The sequence below is a fragment of the Plantactinospora sonchi genome, assembly GCF_036422035.1.
In the GTDB taxonomy this organism is placed as follows: Bacteria; Actinomycetota; Actinomycetes; order Mycobacteriales; family Micromonosporaceae; genus Plantactinospora; species Plantactinospora sonchi.
In genome coordinates this window covers 105,283-124,107 of record NZ_JAZGQK010000037.1, presented here as the reverse complement: position 1 = coordinate 124,107, position 18,825 = coordinate 105,283, and the positions used below count along the sequence as shown (strand labels likewise).

13 protein-coding genes are annotated in these 18,825 nt (G+C 72.8%); 6 read left to right on the top strand and 7 right to left on the bottom strand.

Features of this window, described 5'->3' with window-relative positions; translation table 11 throughout:
* Positions 1 to 24: 24 nt before the first annotated feature.
* From V1633_RS33830 to V1633_RS33805, 6 genes are all read right to left on the bottom strand, one after another.
* Positions 25 to 465 (bottom strand): carboxymuconolactone decarboxylase family protein, encoded by a 441-nt coding sequence (locus tag V1633_RS33830; RefSeq protein ID WP_331218367.1) that lies wholly within the window; start codon positions 463 to 465, stop codon positions 25 to 27.
* A gap of 160 nt (positions 466 to 625) precedes the next feature.
* The gene (locus V1633_RS33825; protein ID WP_331218366.1) at positions 626 to 1,414 is read right to left on the bottom strand and encodes an ABC transporter permease; all 789 of its coding nucleotides are present in this window, start codon (positions 1,412 to 1,414) and stop codon (positions 626 to 628) included.
* Between the two features lie 14 nt (positions 1,415 to 1,428).
* The gene (locus V1633_RS33820; protein WP_331218365.1) at positions 1,429 to 2,187 is read right to left on the bottom strand and encodes an ABC transporter permease; all 759 of its coding nucleotides are present in this window, start codon (positions 2,185 to 2,187) and stop codon (positions 1,429 to 1,431) included.
* An 11-nt stretch (positions 2,188 to 2,198) separates the two neighbouring features.
* Positions 2,199 to 3,224 (bottom strand): ABC transporter ATP-binding protein, encoded by a 1,026-nt coding sequence (locus V1633_RS33815; RefSeq protein WP_331218364.1) that lies wholly within the window; start codon positions 3,222 to 3,224, stop codon positions 2,199 to 2,201.
* Positions 3,225 to 3,322: 98 nt separating this feature from the next.
* Positions 3,323 to 4,381 (bottom strand): helix-turn-helix domain-containing protein, encoded by a 1,059-nt coding sequence (locus V1633_RS33810; protein WP_331218363.1) that lies wholly within the window; start codon positions 4,379 to 4,381, stop codon positions 3,323 to 3,325.
* A gap of 9 nt (positions 4,382 to 4,390) precedes the next feature.
* Positions 4,391 to 5,197 (bottom strand): hypothetical protein, encoded by an 807-nt coding sequence (locus tag V1633_RS33805; protein WP_331218362.1) that lies wholly within the window; start codon positions 5,195 to 5,197, stop codon positions 4,391 to 4,393.
* A 438-nt stretch (positions 5,198 to 5,635) separates the two neighbouring features.
* Here V1633_RS33805 and ileS point away from each other — a divergent pair, with 438 nt between their 5' ends.
* The gene (gene ileS, locus V1633_RS33800) at positions 5,636 to 8,794 is read left to right on the top strand and encodes an isoleucine--tRNA ligase (protein WP_331218361.1); all 3,159 of its coding nucleotides are present in this window, start codon (positions 5,636 to 5,638) and stop codon (positions 8,792 to 8,794) included.
* 226 nt (positions 8,795 to 9,020) lie between these two features.
* Positions 9,021 to 9,719 (top strand): lysophospholipid acyltransferase family protein, encoded by a 699-nt coding sequence (locus tag V1633_RS33795; protein ID WP_331218360.1) that lies wholly within the window; start codon positions 9,021 to 9,023, stop codon positions 9,717 to 9,719.
* Positions 9,720 to 9,771: 52 nt separating this feature from the next.
* On the opposite strand, the gene V1633_RS33790 is transcribed toward V1633_RS33795, so the two are convergent.
* Positions 9,772 to 11,577, bottom strand: coding sequence for a hypothetical protein (locus tag V1633_RS33790; protein ID WP_331218359.1), 1,806 nt, complete (start codon positions 11,575 to 11,577; stop codon positions 9,772 to 9,774).
* Between the two features lie 249 nt (positions 11,578 to 11,826).
* On the opposite strand from V1633_RS33790, the gene V1633_RS33785 reads away from it, so the two are divergent.
* The 4 genes from V1633_RS33785 to V1633_RS33770 all read left to right on the top strand — a co-directional run bounded on the left by V1633_RS33785 (position 11,827) and on the right by V1633_RS33770 (position 18,672).
* Positions 11,827 to 13,812: a TIGR03960 family B12-binding radical SAM protein gene (locus V1633_RS33785; protein ID WP_331218358.1), complete on the top strand. Its 1,986-nt coding sequence runs from the start codon at positions 11,827 to 11,829 to the stop codon at positions 13,810 to 13,812.
* A 125-nt stretch (positions 13,813 to 13,937) separates the two neighbouring features.
* Positions 13,938 to 14,750 carry a TIGR03936 family radical SAM-associated protein gene (locus tag V1633_RS33780; RefSeq protein ID WP_331218357.1) on the top strand — a complete coding sequence of 271 codons (813 nt, stop codon included), beginning with the start codon at positions 13,938 to 13,940 and terminating at the stop codon, positions 14,748 to 14,750.
* A gap of 136 nt (positions 14,751 to 14,886) precedes the next feature.
* A complete protein-coding gene (locus V1633_RS33775; protein ID WP_331218356.1) occupies positions 14,887 to 17,895 on the top strand; it encodes an Rne/Rng family ribonuclease in 3,009 nt (1,002 codons plus the stop codon).
* Between the two features lie 225 nt (positions 17,896 to 18,120).
* Positions 18,121 to 18,672: a hypothetical protein gene (locus V1633_RS33770; protein WP_331218355.1), complete on the top strand. Its 552-nt coding sequence runs from the start codon at positions 18,121 to 18,123 to the stop codon at positions 18,670 to 18,672.
* Positions 18,673 to 18,825 lie beyond the last annotated feature (153 nt).

Genomic DNA, 18,825 nt, shown 5'->3' with positions numbered 1-18,825 from the left:
CCGCCTGCACCGCCTCCTCGGCCGTCATCCCTCCGTCGGCGGCGCTGTCCGGCTGGTGATCGCGATCCGGTTCCACACGTTGATTGTGGCGATCGCGACCACCAGGTCCGCCAGTTCCTTTTCCGACCACACCTTGGCGGCGGCCTCCCACACGTCGTTCGGCACCCCGTGCTCGCCGAGCCGGGTGACGGCGTCGGTCAGCGCCAACGCGGTCCGCTCCCGCTCGTCGAAGAAGGGTGCCTCGCGCCACGCGGCCACCGCGAACAGCCGCCGGCTGGACTCGCCCGCGGCGAGCGCCTCCCGACTGTGCATGTCCACGCAGAACGTGCAGCCGTTGATCATCGAGGCCCGCACTTTCACCAGTTCGAGCACGGTGTGGTCCAGGTTCGCCCGGGCGTACTTCTCCAGACCCATCACCGCCTGGTAGGCCTCCGGCGCCACGGACGCGATGTTGATCCGACTCACGACAACCTCCCGCTTCGGGTTCCGTTACGACAGGACGACGCCGCCGGCGGGATCCGGCGTGACAGCCGGGGCTGTGACGGTCAGCACTCGACGGCGGCGCAGGCGACCGGTTTCCGGGCGGCCCCCGTCACGCGGTGTCCGGGACGATTCGACCGCCGGTTCAGAGTGTGTCGAGGGAGGCTCGCCGGCGGCTCTCCGCCTCGAAGACCTTGAGCAGTACGGCGGCGAGTACCGCGTACCCGAGGCCGAGTGCCACCTCGATGGCGAGTGGGCCGGCGGCGGCGGTCAGGCCGTCGCCGTCGACCAGCCGGCGGGCCGCCTCGGCCGCGTGGGTGATCGGCAGTACCGCGCCGACCGCCCGCATTCCGGCGGGCAGCTCCGCCGCCGGCACGTTCACCCCGGTGAGCAGCAGCAACAGTGTCACCGACACGTTCGACACCAGCCACACGTCGCGGAACCGCAGACCGATCGCGCCCAACGTCAAGCCGAAGAAGCCACACGTCAGCGATGCGGCGGCGAGGACGAGCAGCAGCCCGGGCAGCGCCTCCGGCGGAATCCGCAGACCGAGCAGCAACGCGCCGCCGGCCAGCGTGCAGGCCGCGATCAGCAGCCCGTTGCCGGCGTACGGGAGGGCCCGCCCGAGGAAGACGGCGGTACGGCTGCGCGGGGAGAGCAGTACGTGGCCGAGGGTGCCGAACCGGCGTTCGTTGGAGACCGCCATCGTGCCGCCGAAGACGCACGCGGACGAGGCGGCCAGTACGGCGTTGCCGACGATGTAGAACGTGTCGTCCGCGACGCCGAGCTGACGGCCGAGGTAGGCGAAGAAGAGCAGCTGGAACAGGGGTCCGACGAGCAGGGTGCCGACGAACATCGACGGGGTCGTCCAGTTGAACAGCGCGCGGTAGGCGATCACGCCGCCGACGCCGACGAGACGGAACAGGCTGGTCATCGAAGCGGACCTCCTCAGGCGAGGGCGAGGGTGGCGGCGGCGCGGGCCCGACGTTCGACCCGGGACATGGCGAGCGCGCCGAGCGCGAGACAGCCGAGGCTGATCGCCAGGCAGATCCCCAGCGACGGCCAGACGGGTCCGCTGCCGGTCGCCGCCTCGCGGACCGCCCGGGCACCCCAGGTGGTGGGGAGCACGGCGCCGATCGGGGTGGTCCAGCCGGGTAGCGCGGTGACCGGCACGAGCATGCCGGAGACCAGCCAGATCGGATAGTCCAACGGGTTGGCCAGCGCGTTCGCGTTGCGCAGCAGGACAAACGTGGCCGCCAGCAGCAGCCCGAACATGCCCAGGGCGAGCACACAGCCGGGGACCGCGACCGCGAAGGCGAGCGGATCGGCGAAGTCGAGCGGGATGCCGTACAGCAGGCGGCCCCAGAGCAGGGTCGCGATCATGGCGTACGTGCCGGTGAGCGCGGTGGCGAGGGTGATCGGCAGGATGACCAGCGCCGGCGACCGGGGTGCCAGGATGAGCATCTCCAGGGTGCCCTGCCAGCGTTGGTTCTGGATCGCGCCGCCGGAGCCGAACAGCACCGACGACCAGATGCCCATCAGACCGGCGCCGACCGCCGCCTCCAGCAGCCGGTCCGGCTGGCCGCCGGCCCGGAACAGGTAGACCGCCAGGGTCGCCTGGACCACCGGCAGCAGGACCGCGATGGTGATCTCCAGGGAGGAGCGGCTCTGGTGCTTGACGTGCAGCAGGGCCCCGAGCGCGATCATCCGCAGCGTCCTCACACCGGCACCGCCGTACCGCTGAGGGCCGGTTCGGGGGCGTCGGCCGCTGTCGTACCGCTGACGATCGCCACGTAGGCGTCCTCCAGGGTGGGCTGGCGGCTCAGCACCCGGCCCAACCGGATCCCGGCCAACACCCGCAGCACCTCGGCCTGTACGTCGGTGCCCGCCGCCGACTGCACGGTGAGCAGCTGGACGGCGCCGAGCACCCGCAGGCTCGCCTCCCGTACGCCGGGCAGCTGGTGGATCTCGGCGAGTTGCCGGTCGGTCACCCCGTACGCCTCGACCTCCAGCACCTGCCGGCCCTCGGCGTGCCGCTTGAGGTCGGCGGGCGTACCCGAGGCGCGGATCCGACCACCGGCGATGACCGCGATCCGGTCGCAGAGTTCGTCCGCTTCCGCCATGTAGTGCGTGGTCAGCAGTACCGTCGTGCCGTTCGCCGCCAGGTCGGCGACGGTCTGGCGCAGTTCCCGGGCGGCGACCGGGTCCACCCCGATCGACGGCTCGTCGAGGAAGAGGACCTCGGGGTGGTGCAGCAGCCCGCGCGCGATGTGCAACCGCTGGCGCATGCCCCGGGAGTAGCCCTCGACCCGCTCGCTGTCCCGCCCGGTGAGCCCGACCAGGTCGAGCAGTTCGTCGATCCGGTGCCGCTGCTCCCGGGGCGCGACCCCGTGGAGTTCGGCGAAGTAGCGCAGGTTGTCCCGGGCGGAGAGCCGGTCGTAGAGACCCCGGTCGCCGCCGAAGACGTACCCGATCCGACGCCGGACCTCCCGGGTCTGGCGTACCACGTCGTAGCCGGCCACCCGGGCGGTGCCGGAGGTCGGGAGGAGCAGGGTGTTCAGCAGCTTGATGGTGGTGGTCTTGCCGGCGCCGTTCGGGCCGAGCAGGCCGAACAGCTCGCCCCGGCGTACGGCCAGGTCGACTCCGCGTACCGCCACCACCTCCCGACGCCGGGGCCGTAACCACCCGGTACGGCTGCGGTAGGTGCGGTGCAGCCCGACCGCCTCGATCGCGTACTCGCTCATGGCGGCGACGCTAGGGAGCCGACCCTGACCGGCGGAAACGATTCGGCGTGCACCGAATGTGCGGGGCCGGGCCGCCGGTGGCCCGGCCGGGGTGGGGGTCAGGACGCGCGGGGTGCGCCCGAATCGGATTCGGCCGGGTCGGCGACGCCGGTGCCGAGCGGTTCGACACCGAGCAGGGTGACCAGTGCGAGCCCGGCCGGTTCCAGGCCGTACAGCACCCGGCGGCCGACCCGGCGCCGGTTGACCACGCCCGCCGCGAGCAGCGCGCCGAGGTGTTCGGAGACGGTGCTGGGGGCGAGGCCGAGGGTCGCGGCGAGCCCGGCGGTGCTGGCCGGCCGGCCCAGTGCGCGCAGCACGGCGGCCCGGCCCCGGCCGACCAGGACGGCGAGCCGGTCGGTGCCGGTCTCCGGGGCCGTGGCCGGCCCGTCGTCGGCCAGTACCGCGGCGCCCCGGGCCTGGTAGGAGACCGCGACCACCTCCGGATGCTCGGCGGAGCAGACCAGGGCGCCGCGCGAGAAGATCAACGGGATGAGCAGCAGACGCTGGTCGGCGGCCTGGAAGCTCTGCTCGTGCGACTTCACCAGGGTGAGGGTGGGACGCTGCCAGCGCACCCGCTCGTGCAGGTCGGCCAGGAGCGCGTCCGGCCCGTCGGCGGCGAGGGCCCGGGCCCGGTGCAGCACCTCCTCGTCCAGGGCGGCCCGCATCTGCCCCCAGAACGGCGCCATCGCCGCCGCCCAGTACGCGGCGAGGCCGTCGGCGAGCCGGTCCAGGGCCCGGGACGGGTCGTCCCGGAACGGGCGCAGCCACGGCGGTGGTTCGCCGGCCGGATGTCGCCGGAGCTGCTCCTCGATCGTCTCCGGGGCGGTCGCCCGCAACCCGGCCAACTCCTCCTCGATGCTGGGGGAGGCGGTGGGCGGCACCGGGGAGAGGAAGTCGGGCAACCAGGTGGCGGCCGTCAGGTACAACCGGACCGGCGCGGCGGCCGGCACCTCGGCGAGCACCCGCCGGGCCCGCCGCCCCCAGGCGGTGTACGGCCACGGCGGCGGTGCGTCGCCGTGGCGGGCCAGCAGGTAGAGCCCGCACACCGTCTCCCACAGCGGGCTGATCGCGATCCGGGTACGCGCCACCGTCGGCTCGTCCAACTGGATGCGGATCACGGCAGCAGCCTAGTCGCCGCCCCCGACCGCCCGGAGCAGCTCGGTGGCCAGGTCGACGGCGGTCTTCCGGGCCAGCCCGGTGACCTTCGGGCCGGTGCTGTCCGGCCGGAACGTGAGCACGTCGACGCTGATCAGCAGCGGCCCGTGGGCGAAGACGAGCCGGGCCTCGCCCGGAACCAGGCTGATGTTCTGATCCGCCGGCACCCGTCGTACCGTTCCGGTGCTGAGCCTGGCCTGGACCTCGCCGAGCCGGACCGTCCCGACGGCCCGTCGGGCGGGCATCGGCGTGTAGGTGACGGTGAAGTCGGTGGCACAGCGGGCCCGGCCGGCCCGCTCCATGACCTCCTCGACGATCCCGTCGCTGGCGAAACCGGTCACCTCGATCTCGACCACGGTGGTCGGCCCGTCGACCCCCTGGAACGCGCCGGTCGGATTGACCTCGATCAGCCCGGTGAAGACCGGGGTGGGCGGCGCGAACGGCTCTCCGGGCCGCTCCTCGGCGGTCAGCAGCCCGCACGGATTGTGGCCGTGCCCGTCGAGCTCCTGCTCGTCCGTCATCACCTCCGGCGGCGGCACGGTGCCGTGTTCGCCGGCGATCGCGGTGAGCACCGGGAAGAGCGCCTCCGGGTCGTACGGCGGCCCGGGCACGCGGGGCGACGGCGTGACCGATCCGGGCGACGGTGGAACCGATCCGGGCGGCGACGGCGGGACGACCGGCGTGGGCTGCGGCCCGGTGCAGCCGGCGGTCAGCAGGACGGCCACGAGCGCCGTCCGGCGCCAGGCCCCGGAACGTGTCCGGTGCGCGGCGTACTCCATCTCGGGCCCCCGTTCCCTGCGGACGCGGTGGACACCGGCCCCTCGGCCCCGCGCGCCGACCCAGGATAGGGCGCCCCGGTCCGGCGCGCGGTCCCCTGACACCGCCGCCGTCGCCGACTCGCGGCGCACGGTCGGTGCCGGGACGGATATCGGCTGGGGACGGCCGGAGGGGTCGAGTATCGTTGGGGGTCACAGGCGTCGACCCGGCCATCACCGGCGAGCCTCCGGAAGAACAGGCGTCACCGGTCGGGAACGGTCGGCGACGCCCCAGTAGAACCGGACGGGAGCGGCCCGTCACAGCCGGCCAACGAGCGGGTGGTCGATTCCGGCCACCAAGCGGGGTGGTACCGCGGGTCCGCGGGCGCCGGTCACGGCGTACCAGGGCTCGTCCTCGCAGACCACTGACCAGTGAGCTGCACCGAGGAGAAACGACCCGCGATGGCGTACCCCAAGAACGCCCCCGCCGGCACGGGCGTGCCGGCCAGTCCCGACCTGCCGGCGGTCGAGCGCCGCGTGCTCGACGAGTGGACGGCGGACAAGACCTTCGAGGCCAGCGTCGAGGCCCGCGATCCGGGACCGGACGGCGGCAACGAGTTCGTCTTCTACGACGGCCCGCCGTTCGCCAACGGCCTGCCGCACTACGGCCACCTGCTGACCGGCTACGCCAAGGACGTGATCCCGCGCTACCAGACGATGCGCGGCCGCCGGGTGGAGCGCCGGTTCGGCTGGGACTGCCACGGTCTGCCGGCCGAGGTGGAGGCGGAGAAGCAGCTCGGCATCACCACCAAGGCGGAGATCATCGATCTCGGGGTGGCCCGGTTCAACGACGCCTGCCGCACGTCGGTGCTCGCCTACACTCACGAGTGGGAGCGGTACGTCAACCGCCAGGCCCGGTGGGTCGACTTCGGCAACGACTACAAGACGCTGGACCTCAACTACATGGAAAGCGTCATGTGGGCGTTCAAGCAGCTGCACGGGAAGGGCCTCGTCTACGAGGGCTTCAGCGTGCTGGCGTACTGCTGGCGCTGTGAGACGCCGCTGTCGAACACCGAGACCCGGATGGACGACGTCTACCGGGACCGACACGACCCGACGCTGACCGTCTGGTTCACCCTCACCCCGGACGGGACCGCACCGGAGCTGGTGCGCGGGCCGGTCAGGGTCGGGGTCTGGACCACCACGCCGTGGACCCTGCCGTCGAACCTGGCGCTCGCCGTCGGCCCGGACATCGAGTACGCCGTCCTGGAGCGGGACGGGGAGCGGTACGTCGTCGGGGCGGCCCGGCTCGGGGCGTACGCCAAGGAGCTGGAGGGCTTCACCCAGGTCGGCACGGTGTACGGCCGGGACCTGGTCGGACGCCGCTACACCCCGCTCTACGACTTCCTGGTCGAGCCGGCCGGCCCGAACGCGTACCAGGTGCTCGGCGCGGAGTTCGTCACCACCGAGGACGGCACCGGGGTGGTGCACCTGGCGCCCGCCTTCGGCGAGGACGACCAGAAGGCGTGCAACGCGGCCGGGATCCCGACCATCGTCACCGTCGACGACCACACCCGGTTCACCGCGCTGGTTCCGCCGTACCAGGGGGAGCAGGTCTTCGACGTCAACAGGTCGGTGATCCGCGAGCTGAAGGAGCGCGGGGTGGTGCTCCGGCAGGACACCTACACCCACGCGTACCCGCACTGCTGGCGCTGCGACACCCCGCTGGTGTACAAGGCGGTCTCCTCCTGGTTCGTCGCGGTCACCAAGGTCAAGGACCGGATGGTCGAGCTGAACCAGCAGATCAACTGGACGCCGGGGCACGTCAAGGACGGCTCGTTCGGCAAGTGGCTGGCGAACGCCCGGGACTGGTCGATCAGCCGGAACCGGTTCTGGGGCTCACCGATCCCGGTCTGGAAGTCCGACGACCCCAACTATCCCCGGGTCGACGTCTACGGCTCCCTCGAAGAGCTGGAGCGTGACTTCGGGGTGAAGGTCACCGACCTGCACCGCCCGGTGATCGACGAGCTGACCCGGCCGAACCCGGACGACCCGACCGGGAAGTCCACCATGCGTCGGGTGCCGGAGGTGCTGGACTGCTGGTTCGAGTCCGGGTCGATGCCGTTCGCCCAGGTGCACTACCCGTTCGAGAACCGGGAGTGGTTCGAGAACCACTACCCGGGCGACTTCATCGTCGAGTACCTGCCGCAGGTGCGGGGCTGGTTCTACACCATGCACGTGGTCGCCACCGCGCTGTTCGACCGGCCGGCGTTCCGCAACGCGGTGGTGCACGGCATCGTGCTCGGCGAGGACGGGCGCAAGATGTCCAAGAGCCTGCGCAACTACCCGGACGTCTACGAGATGTTCGACCGGTACGGCTCGGACGCGATGCGCTGGACGCTGATGGCGTCACCGGTGCTGCGCGGCGGGGACGTGGTGGTCAGCGAGACGGCGATCCGGGACTCGGTACGCCAGGTGCTGCTGCCGTACTGGAACGTCTGGTACTTCTTCACCCTGTACGCGAACGCGGAGGGGTACTCGGCGGTCCGGCGTACCGACTCGACGCACCTGCTCGACCGGTACGTCCTGGCCAAGACCGGGGAACTGGTCTCCACGGTGCAGGCGCAGCTCGACGCGTACGACATCTCCGCTGCCTGCGGCTCGGTCCGGTCGTTCCTGGACGCGCTGACCAACTGGTACGTCCGGCGGTCCCGGGACCGGTTCTGGTCCGGCGACCGGGACGCCTTCGACACCCTGCACACGGTGCTGGAGACGGTGAGCCGGGTGCTCGCCCCGCTGGCCCCGCTCACCGCCGAGGAGGTCTGGCGGGGGCTGACCGGGGACCGGTCGGTGCACCTGACCGACTGGCCGGACGCGACCGAGTTCCCGGCCGACCACGACCTGGTGGCCGCGATGGACGCGACCCGGAACGTCGCCTCGGCGGCCCTGTCGCTGCGCAAGGCGAAGGGGCTGCGGGTCCGGCTGCCGCTGTCGAAGCTGACCGTGGCCAGCCCGGCCGCGGCGACCCTGCGGCCCTTCGCCGACCTGGTCGCCGACGAGGTCAACGTCAAGACGGTCGAGTTCAGCGACGAGCTGACCGACTACTGCCAGCAGGTGCTGACCGTGGTGCCCCGGGCGCTCGGTCCCCGGGTCGGCAAGCAGGTCCAGGCCGTGATCAAGGCGGTCAAGGCCGGCGACTGGTCGCTGGTCGAGGGCGTACCGGAGGCGGCCGGAATCCGGCTGGAGGCCGGCGAGTACGAGCTGAAGCTGGTCGCGGCCGACGCCGAGCACTCCGCACCGCTGCCCGCTGGCGAGGGCGTGGTGGTGCTGGACACCACGGTCACCCCCGAACTGGCCGCCGAAGGGCTGGCCCGGGACGTGATCCGGGTGGTGCAGCAGGCCCGCCGGGACGCCGGTCTGGACGTGTCGGACCGGATCGACCTGCTGGTCGGGGCACCGCAGGAGGTGACCTCGGCGGTCGGGGCGTACCGGGACTTCGTGGCCCGGGAGGTGCTGGCGGAGACGATCGCCTTCACCGACCGGGAGCAGGTCGGCGACACCGGCTTCGCCGGTGAGGTCGGCGACGGCGAACCGGTGACGGTGGTGGTACGCCAGCGGTGACCTCGGCGCGGGCGGGCGACACGTCCGGCGTATCGCCCGCACCGCGTCCGGCGTATCGCCCGCACCGCGTCCGGCGTATCGCCCGCACCGCGTCCGGTATGTCGCCCGTACCGCGTCCCGTATGTCTGCGCGCACGGAGTCCCGACGTGTGCCGGTCACCCGAACCGGTCGGCCGGGCGTCGGCTACCGTGACAGCGCCCGACCACCCCCGACCGCCGGAGGTCCCGTGCCGCTGCTCTACACCATCGGCCAGCACACCGTCGGCGCCGCCCTGCGGCTCGCCTGGCGTCCCACCGTCGAAGGCCTGGAGAACATTCCGGCGACCGGCGGTGCGATCTTCGCGGGCAACCATCTCTCCGTCGCCGACGAACTCTTCCTCGGTGCGGTGGTTCCCCGGCACCTCGCCTTCTGGGCGAAGGCGGAGTACTTCACCGGCACCGGAGTCCGAGGCTGGCTGACCAGGTCGGTTGTGGAAGGGCTCGGCGCGATCCGGGTCGAGCGCAGCGGTGGCCGGGCCGCCCTCTCCGCCTTTGACGGCGCCGTGCCGGTGCTGCGGGCGGGGGACCTGGTCGCGCTCTACCCGGAGGGGACCCGGTCACCGGACGGGCGGCTCTACCGGGGGCGTACCGGCGTGGCCCGCCTGGCCCTGGCCGCCGAGGTACCGGTGATCCCGGTCGGGATGATCGGTACGGAGAAGGTCCAGCCGATCGGGGCCCGGATGCCCCGGCTCGGCGCGGGGAAGGTGACGGTGCGGTTCGGCAAGCCGCTCGACTTCACCGGCCGGCCGACGGACCGGAGTTCGCTGCGTGAGATCACCGACGAGGTCATGGTGGAGATCCAGAAACTGACCGGTCAGGAGTACGTGCCCCGGTACGCCCCGGCGCGTACCGGCGGGGACGACGGTATCCCGACGGTGGGGAGCTGAGCCGCGTCGCGCCCTGACGACGGTTGTCGAACCTCCGGACCGCCGGCCGGCCTCACTCCCGTAGCACGATCTCCGTACGCATCGCGGCCAGCAGTTCCGCGCTCTCGTCCAGGCTCCGCCGGGTGAACAGCCCGGTGACCAGGCTGCCGTGGTCCGCGGTGGTGCAGAGGACAACGGACTCGCCGTCCTCCTTGCCGGTGGTACAGCTGCGGTACTCGCCCCGGACGTCGGTCTTGACCGGTTCTGCCGTGGCGAGGTTGTACTGCTCGCGGAGCTCGTCCTGCTCCTTCGTCACATCAGACTCGGGGTTCAGCCGGAACCCCGTGGTGCCGAAGATCGTCACCCGCTTGCCGGATCCGTCACGGTAGACGGCCGCGAACGTCCCCTCGGCCAACCAGTTCCTGGCCCGCAGGTCCGCCTTGAGGTCCCCGACCGCCCGCTCGCCGTCCCCGTCGTCCTGCAGCCGCAGGTCACGTACCTGCTGCGGCAGGGGATCCGCCGGCTGGGCTGGGTACTGGTCCCAGACGGGCCAGAGGTAGTAGCCCGGCACACCGCAGCAGCAGAAGACGCTGAGCAGGGTCAGTACGAGCATGACCCGGGGCCAGCGCCGGCGACGTCGTACCGGGATCGGGACGTAACCCTGCGGTGGCTTCCAACCCGGCGGTGTCGCCTGGGGCGGGGCCGTGGACTTGCGTCGTTTCCGTCGGCTCGGCTGGGGCGGCGCGACCGGTGCCGGTGGGGGTGGCGGGGGCGCCGCCTTCGGGCGTGCTGGTTTCCGGCGGGGTGTCGGCTCGGGTGTCTGCCGTGGTCGGGGAACCGACGGTGCGCCGGGCGGGTGCGGTGTGGGCGCCGGTGGCGGTGGCCCGGCGGGCGAGGGGAAGACCCGGGTGGGCGACAACTGTCGCGGCGGGCTCACCGGGTGCGGCGGCGGGCTCACCGGGTGCGGCGGCGGGCTCACCGGGTGCGGGGGCGGGCTCACCGGCGCGGCCGGCTCCACCCTGGTGGGGTGGGCGGCCGCAGCGGTGTGCCCGGTCGACGGGTGGAGCGGCTGGCCGCCGGCCGGCGGGTAGGCGGGTGACGCCAACCAGGGGTCGTCGGCGGTACCCGCCCAGGGATCCACCGGGGTCGGCATCTCGGCATCGTCGGACTCGACGGTCGGCATCCGCAGCGTCGGGTCCGGCCGGCGCGGCCCCGTCGACGGGCGGTCCGGGCCCGGCGTCGCCGATGCCGGCGGTCCGGCCGGTGCGGCCGGCTCGTCGCCGCCGCCCAGCCAGCGGCGCCGGCGACGGTTCTGTGGCGGCGGTACCGCCGCCGAACCGGTCCAGCGGGGCGCGGCGACCCGGGTCGGCTCCGGTGCCGGCCCGGCCGCACCGGTGACCGGCGACGGGTCCGCCGCGTCGGCGCCCGCGGGTCCGTCCGGCGGCGCGCTCCCGGCGTTGGCTGCCGGTCCGGTCCGCGCCGGCTCGGCGTCGACGGTGGCCGGACGGGTCGGTACGTCGGTGCCGTCGTCCGGCTGTGCGGCGGGTTCGGTCCGGCGGGTCGGTGTGTCGGTGTCGTCGTCCCGGCCCGCCGCGTCGGTCGGTGCGGTGGGGTCCGGCGCCCGGTCGGGCTCTGGGTCCGTGCCCGGGGGCGGACGGTCGGGGTCGGCACCGGCCCCCACCGGCCGGTCGGGACCGGTGGTGGGGTCGACCGGGGTGCCCGAGTCCGCCGCGCCGCTGGTCGGCGAGGTCTCCACCCGGGGCGCCGTGCGGTCCCGATCGTCGGAACCGCCGGCCGGTGGCGGCTCGACCGGCTCCGGCTGCCCGGGTGCGGTGGCTCGGCCTGCCGGCTGACCCTCGTCCGGCTGAGGCTGACGCATCGTGCGGCTCTCCTCTCGCGCCCGTCCGAGGTTAGTACCGGCGTACCAGTTCGTCCGGTCGACGTCTGAGCTGTGCCGGTCCGCCCCGTGTCGTGACGGACCGCGTCGATCCGGGCACAACCAGGTGGGTCGAGTGCACCGGCGCCGACGACGGCTCGGGATAGAGTTCCTACCCGATCGGGTCGCGGAAGCTACGCGTACCCTGGATTGTTGGTCGGGTCCCTGCGAGTTGTTGTTCCGGGAGGTTCCATGAGCGCCGCGTCGGCCGCCGCGAGCAGGTCTGCGGCGATGACGGTCTGGCCGCAGCTCGAACCGCTGCTGCCCCAGGTGAGCAAGCCGATCCAGTACGTCGGCGGTGAACTGGGCGCGGTGGTGAAGGACTGGGAGTCGGCCGTCGTCCGGTGGGCGCTGATGTATCCCGACGCGTACGAGGTGGGCCTGCCCAACCAGGGCGTGCAGATCCTCTACGAGGTGCTCAACGAGCTGCCTGACGTCCTGGCCGAGCGGACGTACGCGGTCTGGCCGGACCTGGAACGGCTGATGCGCGCCAACGGCGTGCCGCAGTTCACCGTCGAGGCGCACCGGCCGGTCGGCGCGTTCGACCTGTTCGGCATCTCGTTCGCCACCGAGCTGGGCTACACCAACCTGCTCACCGCCATCGACCTGGCCGGGATCCCGCTGCTCGCCGCGGACCGGACCGACGCGCACCCGGTGATCGTGGCCGGCGGTCACGCCGCGTTCAACCCCGAGCCGATCGCCGACTTCATCGACGCGGCGGTGCTCGGCGACGGCGAGGAAGCCGTCCTGGAGATCACCGAGATCGTCCGGGGCTGGAAGCAGGAGGGCTGCCCGGGAGGCCGGGACGAGCTGCTGCTGCGGCTGGCCCGGACGGAGAGCGTCTACGTACCGCGCTTCTACGACGTCGACTACCTGCCCGACGGTCGGATCCAGCGGGTGGTGCCGAACCGGCCGGACGTACCGTTCCGGGTGCACAAGCGCACGACGATGGACCTGGACGCCTGGCCGTACCCGAAGAAGCCGATCGTGCCGCTGGCCGAGACGGTGCACGAGCGGTACGCGGTGGAGATCTTCCGGGGTTGCACCCGGGGCTGCCGGTTCTGCCAGGCCGGCATGATCACCCGTCCGGTCCGGGAGCGGTCGATCACCACCGTGGGGCAGATGGTGCAGCAGGGGCTGGAGTACTCCGGTTTCCACGAGGTGGGTCTGCTGTCGCTGTCGTCGGCCGACCACTCGGAGATCGGTGACATGTGCTCCGGGCTGGCCCAGCAGTACGAGGGCACCAACGTCTCGCTGTCGCTGCCGTCCACCCGGGTCGACGCGTTCAACATCGACCTGGCCCAGGAGCTGAGCCGCAACGGGCGGCGTACCGGGCTGACCTTCGCCCCGGAGGGCGGCTCGGAGCGGATCCGTCGGGTGATCAACAAGATGGTGTCGGAGGAGGACCTCATCCGCACCGTCGTCACCGCCTACACCAACGGCTGGCGGCAGGTGAAGCTCTACTTCATGTGCGGTCTGCCGACCGAGACCGACGAGGACGTACTGCAGATCGCCCGGCTCGCGCACGAGGTGATCAAGGCGGGGCGGGCGGCGACCGGCTCGAAGGACATCCGCTGCACGGTCTCGATCGGCGGGTTCGTGCCGAAGCCGCACACCCCGTTCCAGTGGGCGTCGATGGAACGTCCCGAGGTGATCGACAACCGGCTCAAACTGCTCAAGCAGGCGATCAACGCCGACCGGTCACTCGGCCGGGCGATCGGGTTCCGCTACCACGACGGCGAGCCGTCGCTGATCGAGGGCCTGCTCAGCCGAGGTGACCGCCGGGTCGGCGCGGTGATCCGGAAGGTCTGGGAGGACGGCGGCCGGTTCGACGGCTGGAGCGAGCACTTCTCCTTCCAGCGCTGGGTGGACGCCGCCGCCGAGGTACTGCCGACGTTCGGCGTCGACCTCGACTGGTACACCGTCCGGGAGCGCGAGGAGACCGAGGTGCTGCCCTGGGACCACCTCGACTCCGGCCTGGACAAGGACTGGCTCTGGCAGGACTGGCAGGACGCCATGTCCGAGTTCGAGCAGGACGACTGCCGGTGGACCCCCTGCTTCGACTGCGGGGTCTGCCCGTCCATGGACACCGAGATCCAGATCGGGCCGACCGGCAAGAAGTTGCTGCCGCTGACCCCGGTCAACGGGCTACGGGCACCGGCCGGCGCCCACCACTGACCGTTCGATCCGGCCGGCCGTCACCAGCGCCATCCGGCGGCGGCCGCCGGCGACCGTTCCCACCCGGCCGGCCGCGTGCCGTACGCCGGGGGCCGGGTTGGCGTCCGCCGCCGGGCTGGGCGAGGATGCCAGGAACATCGTGTACACCGAGGAGCAGCGCGATCAGTAGCAAACCACAGCCTGAGGGCGGTCAGGCGCCGGTCGTACAGCGGATCCGGATCAGGTACGCCAAACGGGGACCGTTGCGGTTCACCTCCCACCGGGACTTCGCCCGCGCCTTCGAACGTGCGGTACGCCGGGCCGGCGTACCGGTGGCGTTCTCCCAGGGCTTCACGCCGCATCCCAAGATCTCCTATGCCAGCGCGGCGCCGACCGGGGTGGCCAGCGAGGCGGAGTACCTGGAGATCGGCCTCCGGGAGCCGGTGGACCCGGCGGCGCTGCGGGCCGCCCTGGACGCCGCGTTGTCGCCGGGGCTCGACGTGCTGGACGCCGTCGTCGCCGGTCCGGGCAGCCTCGCGGACCGGATCGACGCGTCCCGGTGGCGGGTCGAGTTGCCGGGTGTCGAACCCGCTGTCCTGCGTGACGCGGTTTCGGCGTTCCTGGCCGCCGCCGAGGTGTCCGTGGAGCGGATGACCAAGCAGGGACGACGTGTCTTCGACGCCCGACACGCGGTGACCGGGATCGATGTGATCGAGCGGACCGGGGCACCTTCCGAGGTCGCGGGCGTACCGTGTGCGATACTCGAAATGGTCGTGCGGCAGGTCACCCCGTCCGTACGGCCCGATGACGTCCTTTCCGGCCTCCGCGTGGTGGCCGACCTGGAGCCGCCGGTGCCGCCTCGGGCGACCCGGCTGGCGCAGGGCACGGTGACCGCGCAGGGGGAGATCGTGGATCCGTTGGAGGCGGATCGCGACAGGACAGCCATCGGCGAACGCTAGCCGGAAGTCCGGTCGGCGGGCAGGCAGGCAGACTTCGGCGGTCCGGTCAACTTGACGCGTCGCCGGAAATACTTTGCGGCAACCCTGCGTGGCAGCGCTCACCCGCGCCCGGGGAAGCCAGAACTGGAGAACGTCCATGCTCGAGAACGAGCCCGAGGGCGGGGATCGGACCGGCGCCGAGCCGGCCGACGACACCGTCGAGAACAGCAACAACTCCGAGGCGGCGCCCGCGCGGCGTGGCCGTACCACCCGGCGGCGGAGTTCCGCGACGCCGAGTGAACCGGCGCCGACCGGCGTACCGGTCGAGGCGCCGACGTCGGTCCGCTCGACCAGTGGCGAAGCGGGCGACATGGAGGTGCTGGCCCCGGTGCGGGGCGACACGGAAAGCACCACAAAAGCCCCACGGCGCCGCCGTAAGGCCACCACCGCCGACAAGAAGGACAGCGCCGGAGCCGGCTCGGCGGAACCGACCGCCACCGACGGTCCCGATGTCGCGGCCGGGCGGCCCGCCGACACCGACCCGACGGAGGCCGGTCCGACCGGGGTGGCTGGCGGCGCCGACGAGACGGCCGCCGACGAACCGGTTCCTCCGGTCAAGGTGACCCGTACCCGGCGGAAGAAGGCGGTTCCACCAGCGGCGCCGGCAGGCGGGGAGACCGTGGTCGAGGCCGGCCCGGGCGGTGCGGTGGGCGAGCCGGGCGCCGTGGTGGTCGGTACCGACCCGAGCGGTGCCGCCGGGGTGACCCCGGAGACGCCGCCGGTGACCGTCGAGGCCGAGGAGGCCGAGGCTGAGGCCGAGGAGGAGCCGCCGCGTCGGCGCCGCCGGGCCGCGCTCTCCGCGCCGACCGTGCTCTTCATGGCGCCCGAACCGGAGACCCCGATCGTCCGCCCCGCCGCGCAGCCCGAGCTGGCGCCGGCCCCGGTCGAGACGGTCGAGGTGGAGGTGGAGGCGGACGAACCGGTCGAGACGGGCCGGCGACGCCGCCGTGGACGCCGCTCCGCCGAACCGCTGGCGACCGAGGCCGGTCCCGAGGCCGAGACCGAGGTGGAGGGCACCGCGGACGAGGAGCCCCTCGACGAGGCGGGGGACGAGGACGACGAGACGGCGGCCGCCCGGCGGCGGCGTCGCCGTGGGCGCCGAGGGCGTGGCCGGGGCAAGGGCACCGCCGACGACGGTGACGACGTCGAGGACGAGGAACCGGTCGGCCAGGTCGAGGAGGCCGACGCCGAGGCGGACGAGGACGAGGACGAGGAAGCCGAGGCCGCCGACGGGGTCACCCGTCGTCGCCGTCGTCGCCGCCGCAAGGGCGCCGGCGACACCGACGGCACCGCCGACGACGGCGTACCCACCGTCATCAAGATCCGTGAGCCCCGCAAGACCGTCGACGAGGTGCAGGGCGTCTCCGGTTCGACCCGGCTGGAGGCCAAGCGGCAGCGTCGACGGGACGGCCGCGAACAACGGCGTACCCGACCGCCGATCCTGAGCGAGTCGGAGTTCCTGGCCCGCCGGGAGGCGGTCGACCGGGTGATGGTGGTCCGCCAGCGCGGCGACCGGACCCAGATCGGCGTACTGGAGGACGGGGTGCTCGTCGAGCACTACGTCACCCGCGCCTCGTCCGGCACGATGGCGGGCAACGTCTACCTCGGCAAGGTGCAGAACGTGCTGCCCAGCATGGAGGCGGCCTTCGTCGACGTCGGGCGCGGGCGCAACGCGGTGCTCTACGCGGGTGAGGTCAACTGGGACACCACCGGCCTGGAGGGGCGGGCCCGCTCGATCGAGCAGGCGCTGCGCTCCGGCGACTCGGTGCTGGTGCAGGTGACCAAGGACCCGATCGGGCACAAGGGGGCGCGGCTGACCAGCCACATCGCCCTCTCCGGCCGGCACCTGGTGTACGTACCGCACGGCAACGCCTCCGGGATCAGCCGCAAGCTGCCGGACACCGAGCGCAAGCGGCTGCGGGACATCCTCAAGAAGCTGGTGCCGGACGGTGCCGGCGTGATCGTCCGGACCGCCGCCGAGGGCGCCAGCGAGGACGAGTTGGCCCGGGACGTCAAGCGGCTGCAGGCGCAGTGGGAGGACATCCAGGCCAAGGCCACCGAGGGTGGTGCCCCGGTGCTGCTCTACGAGGAGCCCGACCTGGTGATCCGGGTGGTCCGGGACCTGTTCAACGAGGACTTCCGCGAGCTGGTGGTGCAGGGCGACGAGTCGTACGACATGGTCGAGTCGTACCTCTCGCACGTCTCGCCGGACCTGGTGCCCCGGCTGCGCCGGCACACCGGGACGGCGGACGTCTTCGCCGAGCGGCGGATCGACGAGCAGATCCTCAAGGGGCTGGACCGCAAGGTCTTCCTGCCCTCCGGCGGACACCTGGTGATCGACCGTACCGAGGCGATGACGGTGATCGACGTCAACACCGGTAAGTACACCGGTGCCGGGGGCAACCTGGAGGAGACGGTCACCCGCAACAACCTCGAGGCGGCCGAGGAGATCGTCCGCCAGCTCCGGCTGCGCGACCTCGGCGGCATCGTCGTGATCGACTTCATCGACATGGTCCTGGAGTCGAACCGCGACCTGGTGCTGCGTCGGCTGACCGAGTGCCTGGGCCGGGACCGGACCAAGCACCAGGTCACCGAGATCACCTCGCTCGGTCTGGTGCAGATGACCCGGAAGCGGATCGGCGCCGGGCTGCTGGAGGCGTTCAGCGAGACCTGCGACTGCTGCAAGGGTCGCGGTGTGATCATCCACACCGAGCCGGTGCCGGAGAAGTCCCGGCCGGGTGCGGGCGACAAGGTCAAGGCGGTCGCGTCGGCGAGCACCGGCACCACGCCGGCGGCCCCGGCGGTCGAGCCGCCGGCCACCTCGACCCGGCGCCGTGGCCGCAAGGCCGCGCCGGAGCGGGTGGTCGTCGAGGTGTCCGAGTACGAGGACACCATGGGTTACGACCTGTCCCGGTACGAGATCGACACGCCCTCGACGGCGGACGTCGCCGACACCCAGCCGACGGAGTCGATGCGGCTGGCCGGCGCGGGTGACCCCGACGCCCTCGAGGACGGCGGTGACCTGGACGCCGAGGCCGAGAGCACGGAGTCCGGCGGTCGGCGGCGGGTCCGGCGGGGCGGTGCCCGGCGGCGTACCCGGCCCTGACGGTGGTGCCTCCGGTGCCTGCGGCCGCGGCTGTGGGCACCGGCTCCGAGGTGGCCCCAGGGGTTCGGTGGGACGCCGGTTCGCCGAGCGGTGCGCGGCGCTGACTGGGATGATTGCGGAGGATGTGGCTAGGCTGAGCGCATCCTTCGCGATCTTCAATTGGCCGTCGGCTCCGTCGGCCGGGTCGTCCGGGGGATCGGCCATCCCGCTGTCGAGGAGACGAACATGCGACGCCTGCTGGTGACCGCCGCCATCGCCGCCGTACTGCTCACGTCCGCCGCCTGTTCGGGCGAGCGGAACGGTGCGACGGGCGGCTCCCCGTCGCCCGGCGTCGGCTCGTCGACCGGTACGCCTTCCCCGGGCGCGCCGGGAAGCGGGGTGCCCGGGACCGGGGCGCCCGGCTCGGGCCCGACCGGGTCACCCGGCGTGGACGCCGCCCCGGCCGGCGGCAACGCCAGCGAGGTCTGTGACGCGGCCACCAAGGCCAGTGCCGACTCGGTCCGGACCTTCATCGAGGAGCTGGGCAAGTCGTTGCAGGCGACCGGCGCCAACGACACCGCCGGTGCCGAGGCCGCGCAGCGCAAGGCCGAGGAGGCGCTGCGGAACTGGGGCAGTGCCATGCGTGAACAGTCCGCCAAGGCCACCGACGCCCGGCTCAAGGCGGTGCTGGCCGAGATCGGCACCGAGGTGGGCTCGATGAAGGCCAGCGTCGAGTCCGTCGACGAGACCAAGCTCGACCAGTTGCAGCAGCGGCTGGACCAGCTCTGCGGGACCTGACGCCTGCGCCGGTCGGCTGCCGGTGAGCCGGGGACCGGGTCGCCGCACGGCGGGCCCGGAGCCGGATCGGCCGTCGGCGGGAGCGATCGCCGGCCCCGGCCGGCGTCTCGGGCGGGTGCCTGGTCAAGGGGCCGGTTTGGGGGTCGGAGCGGT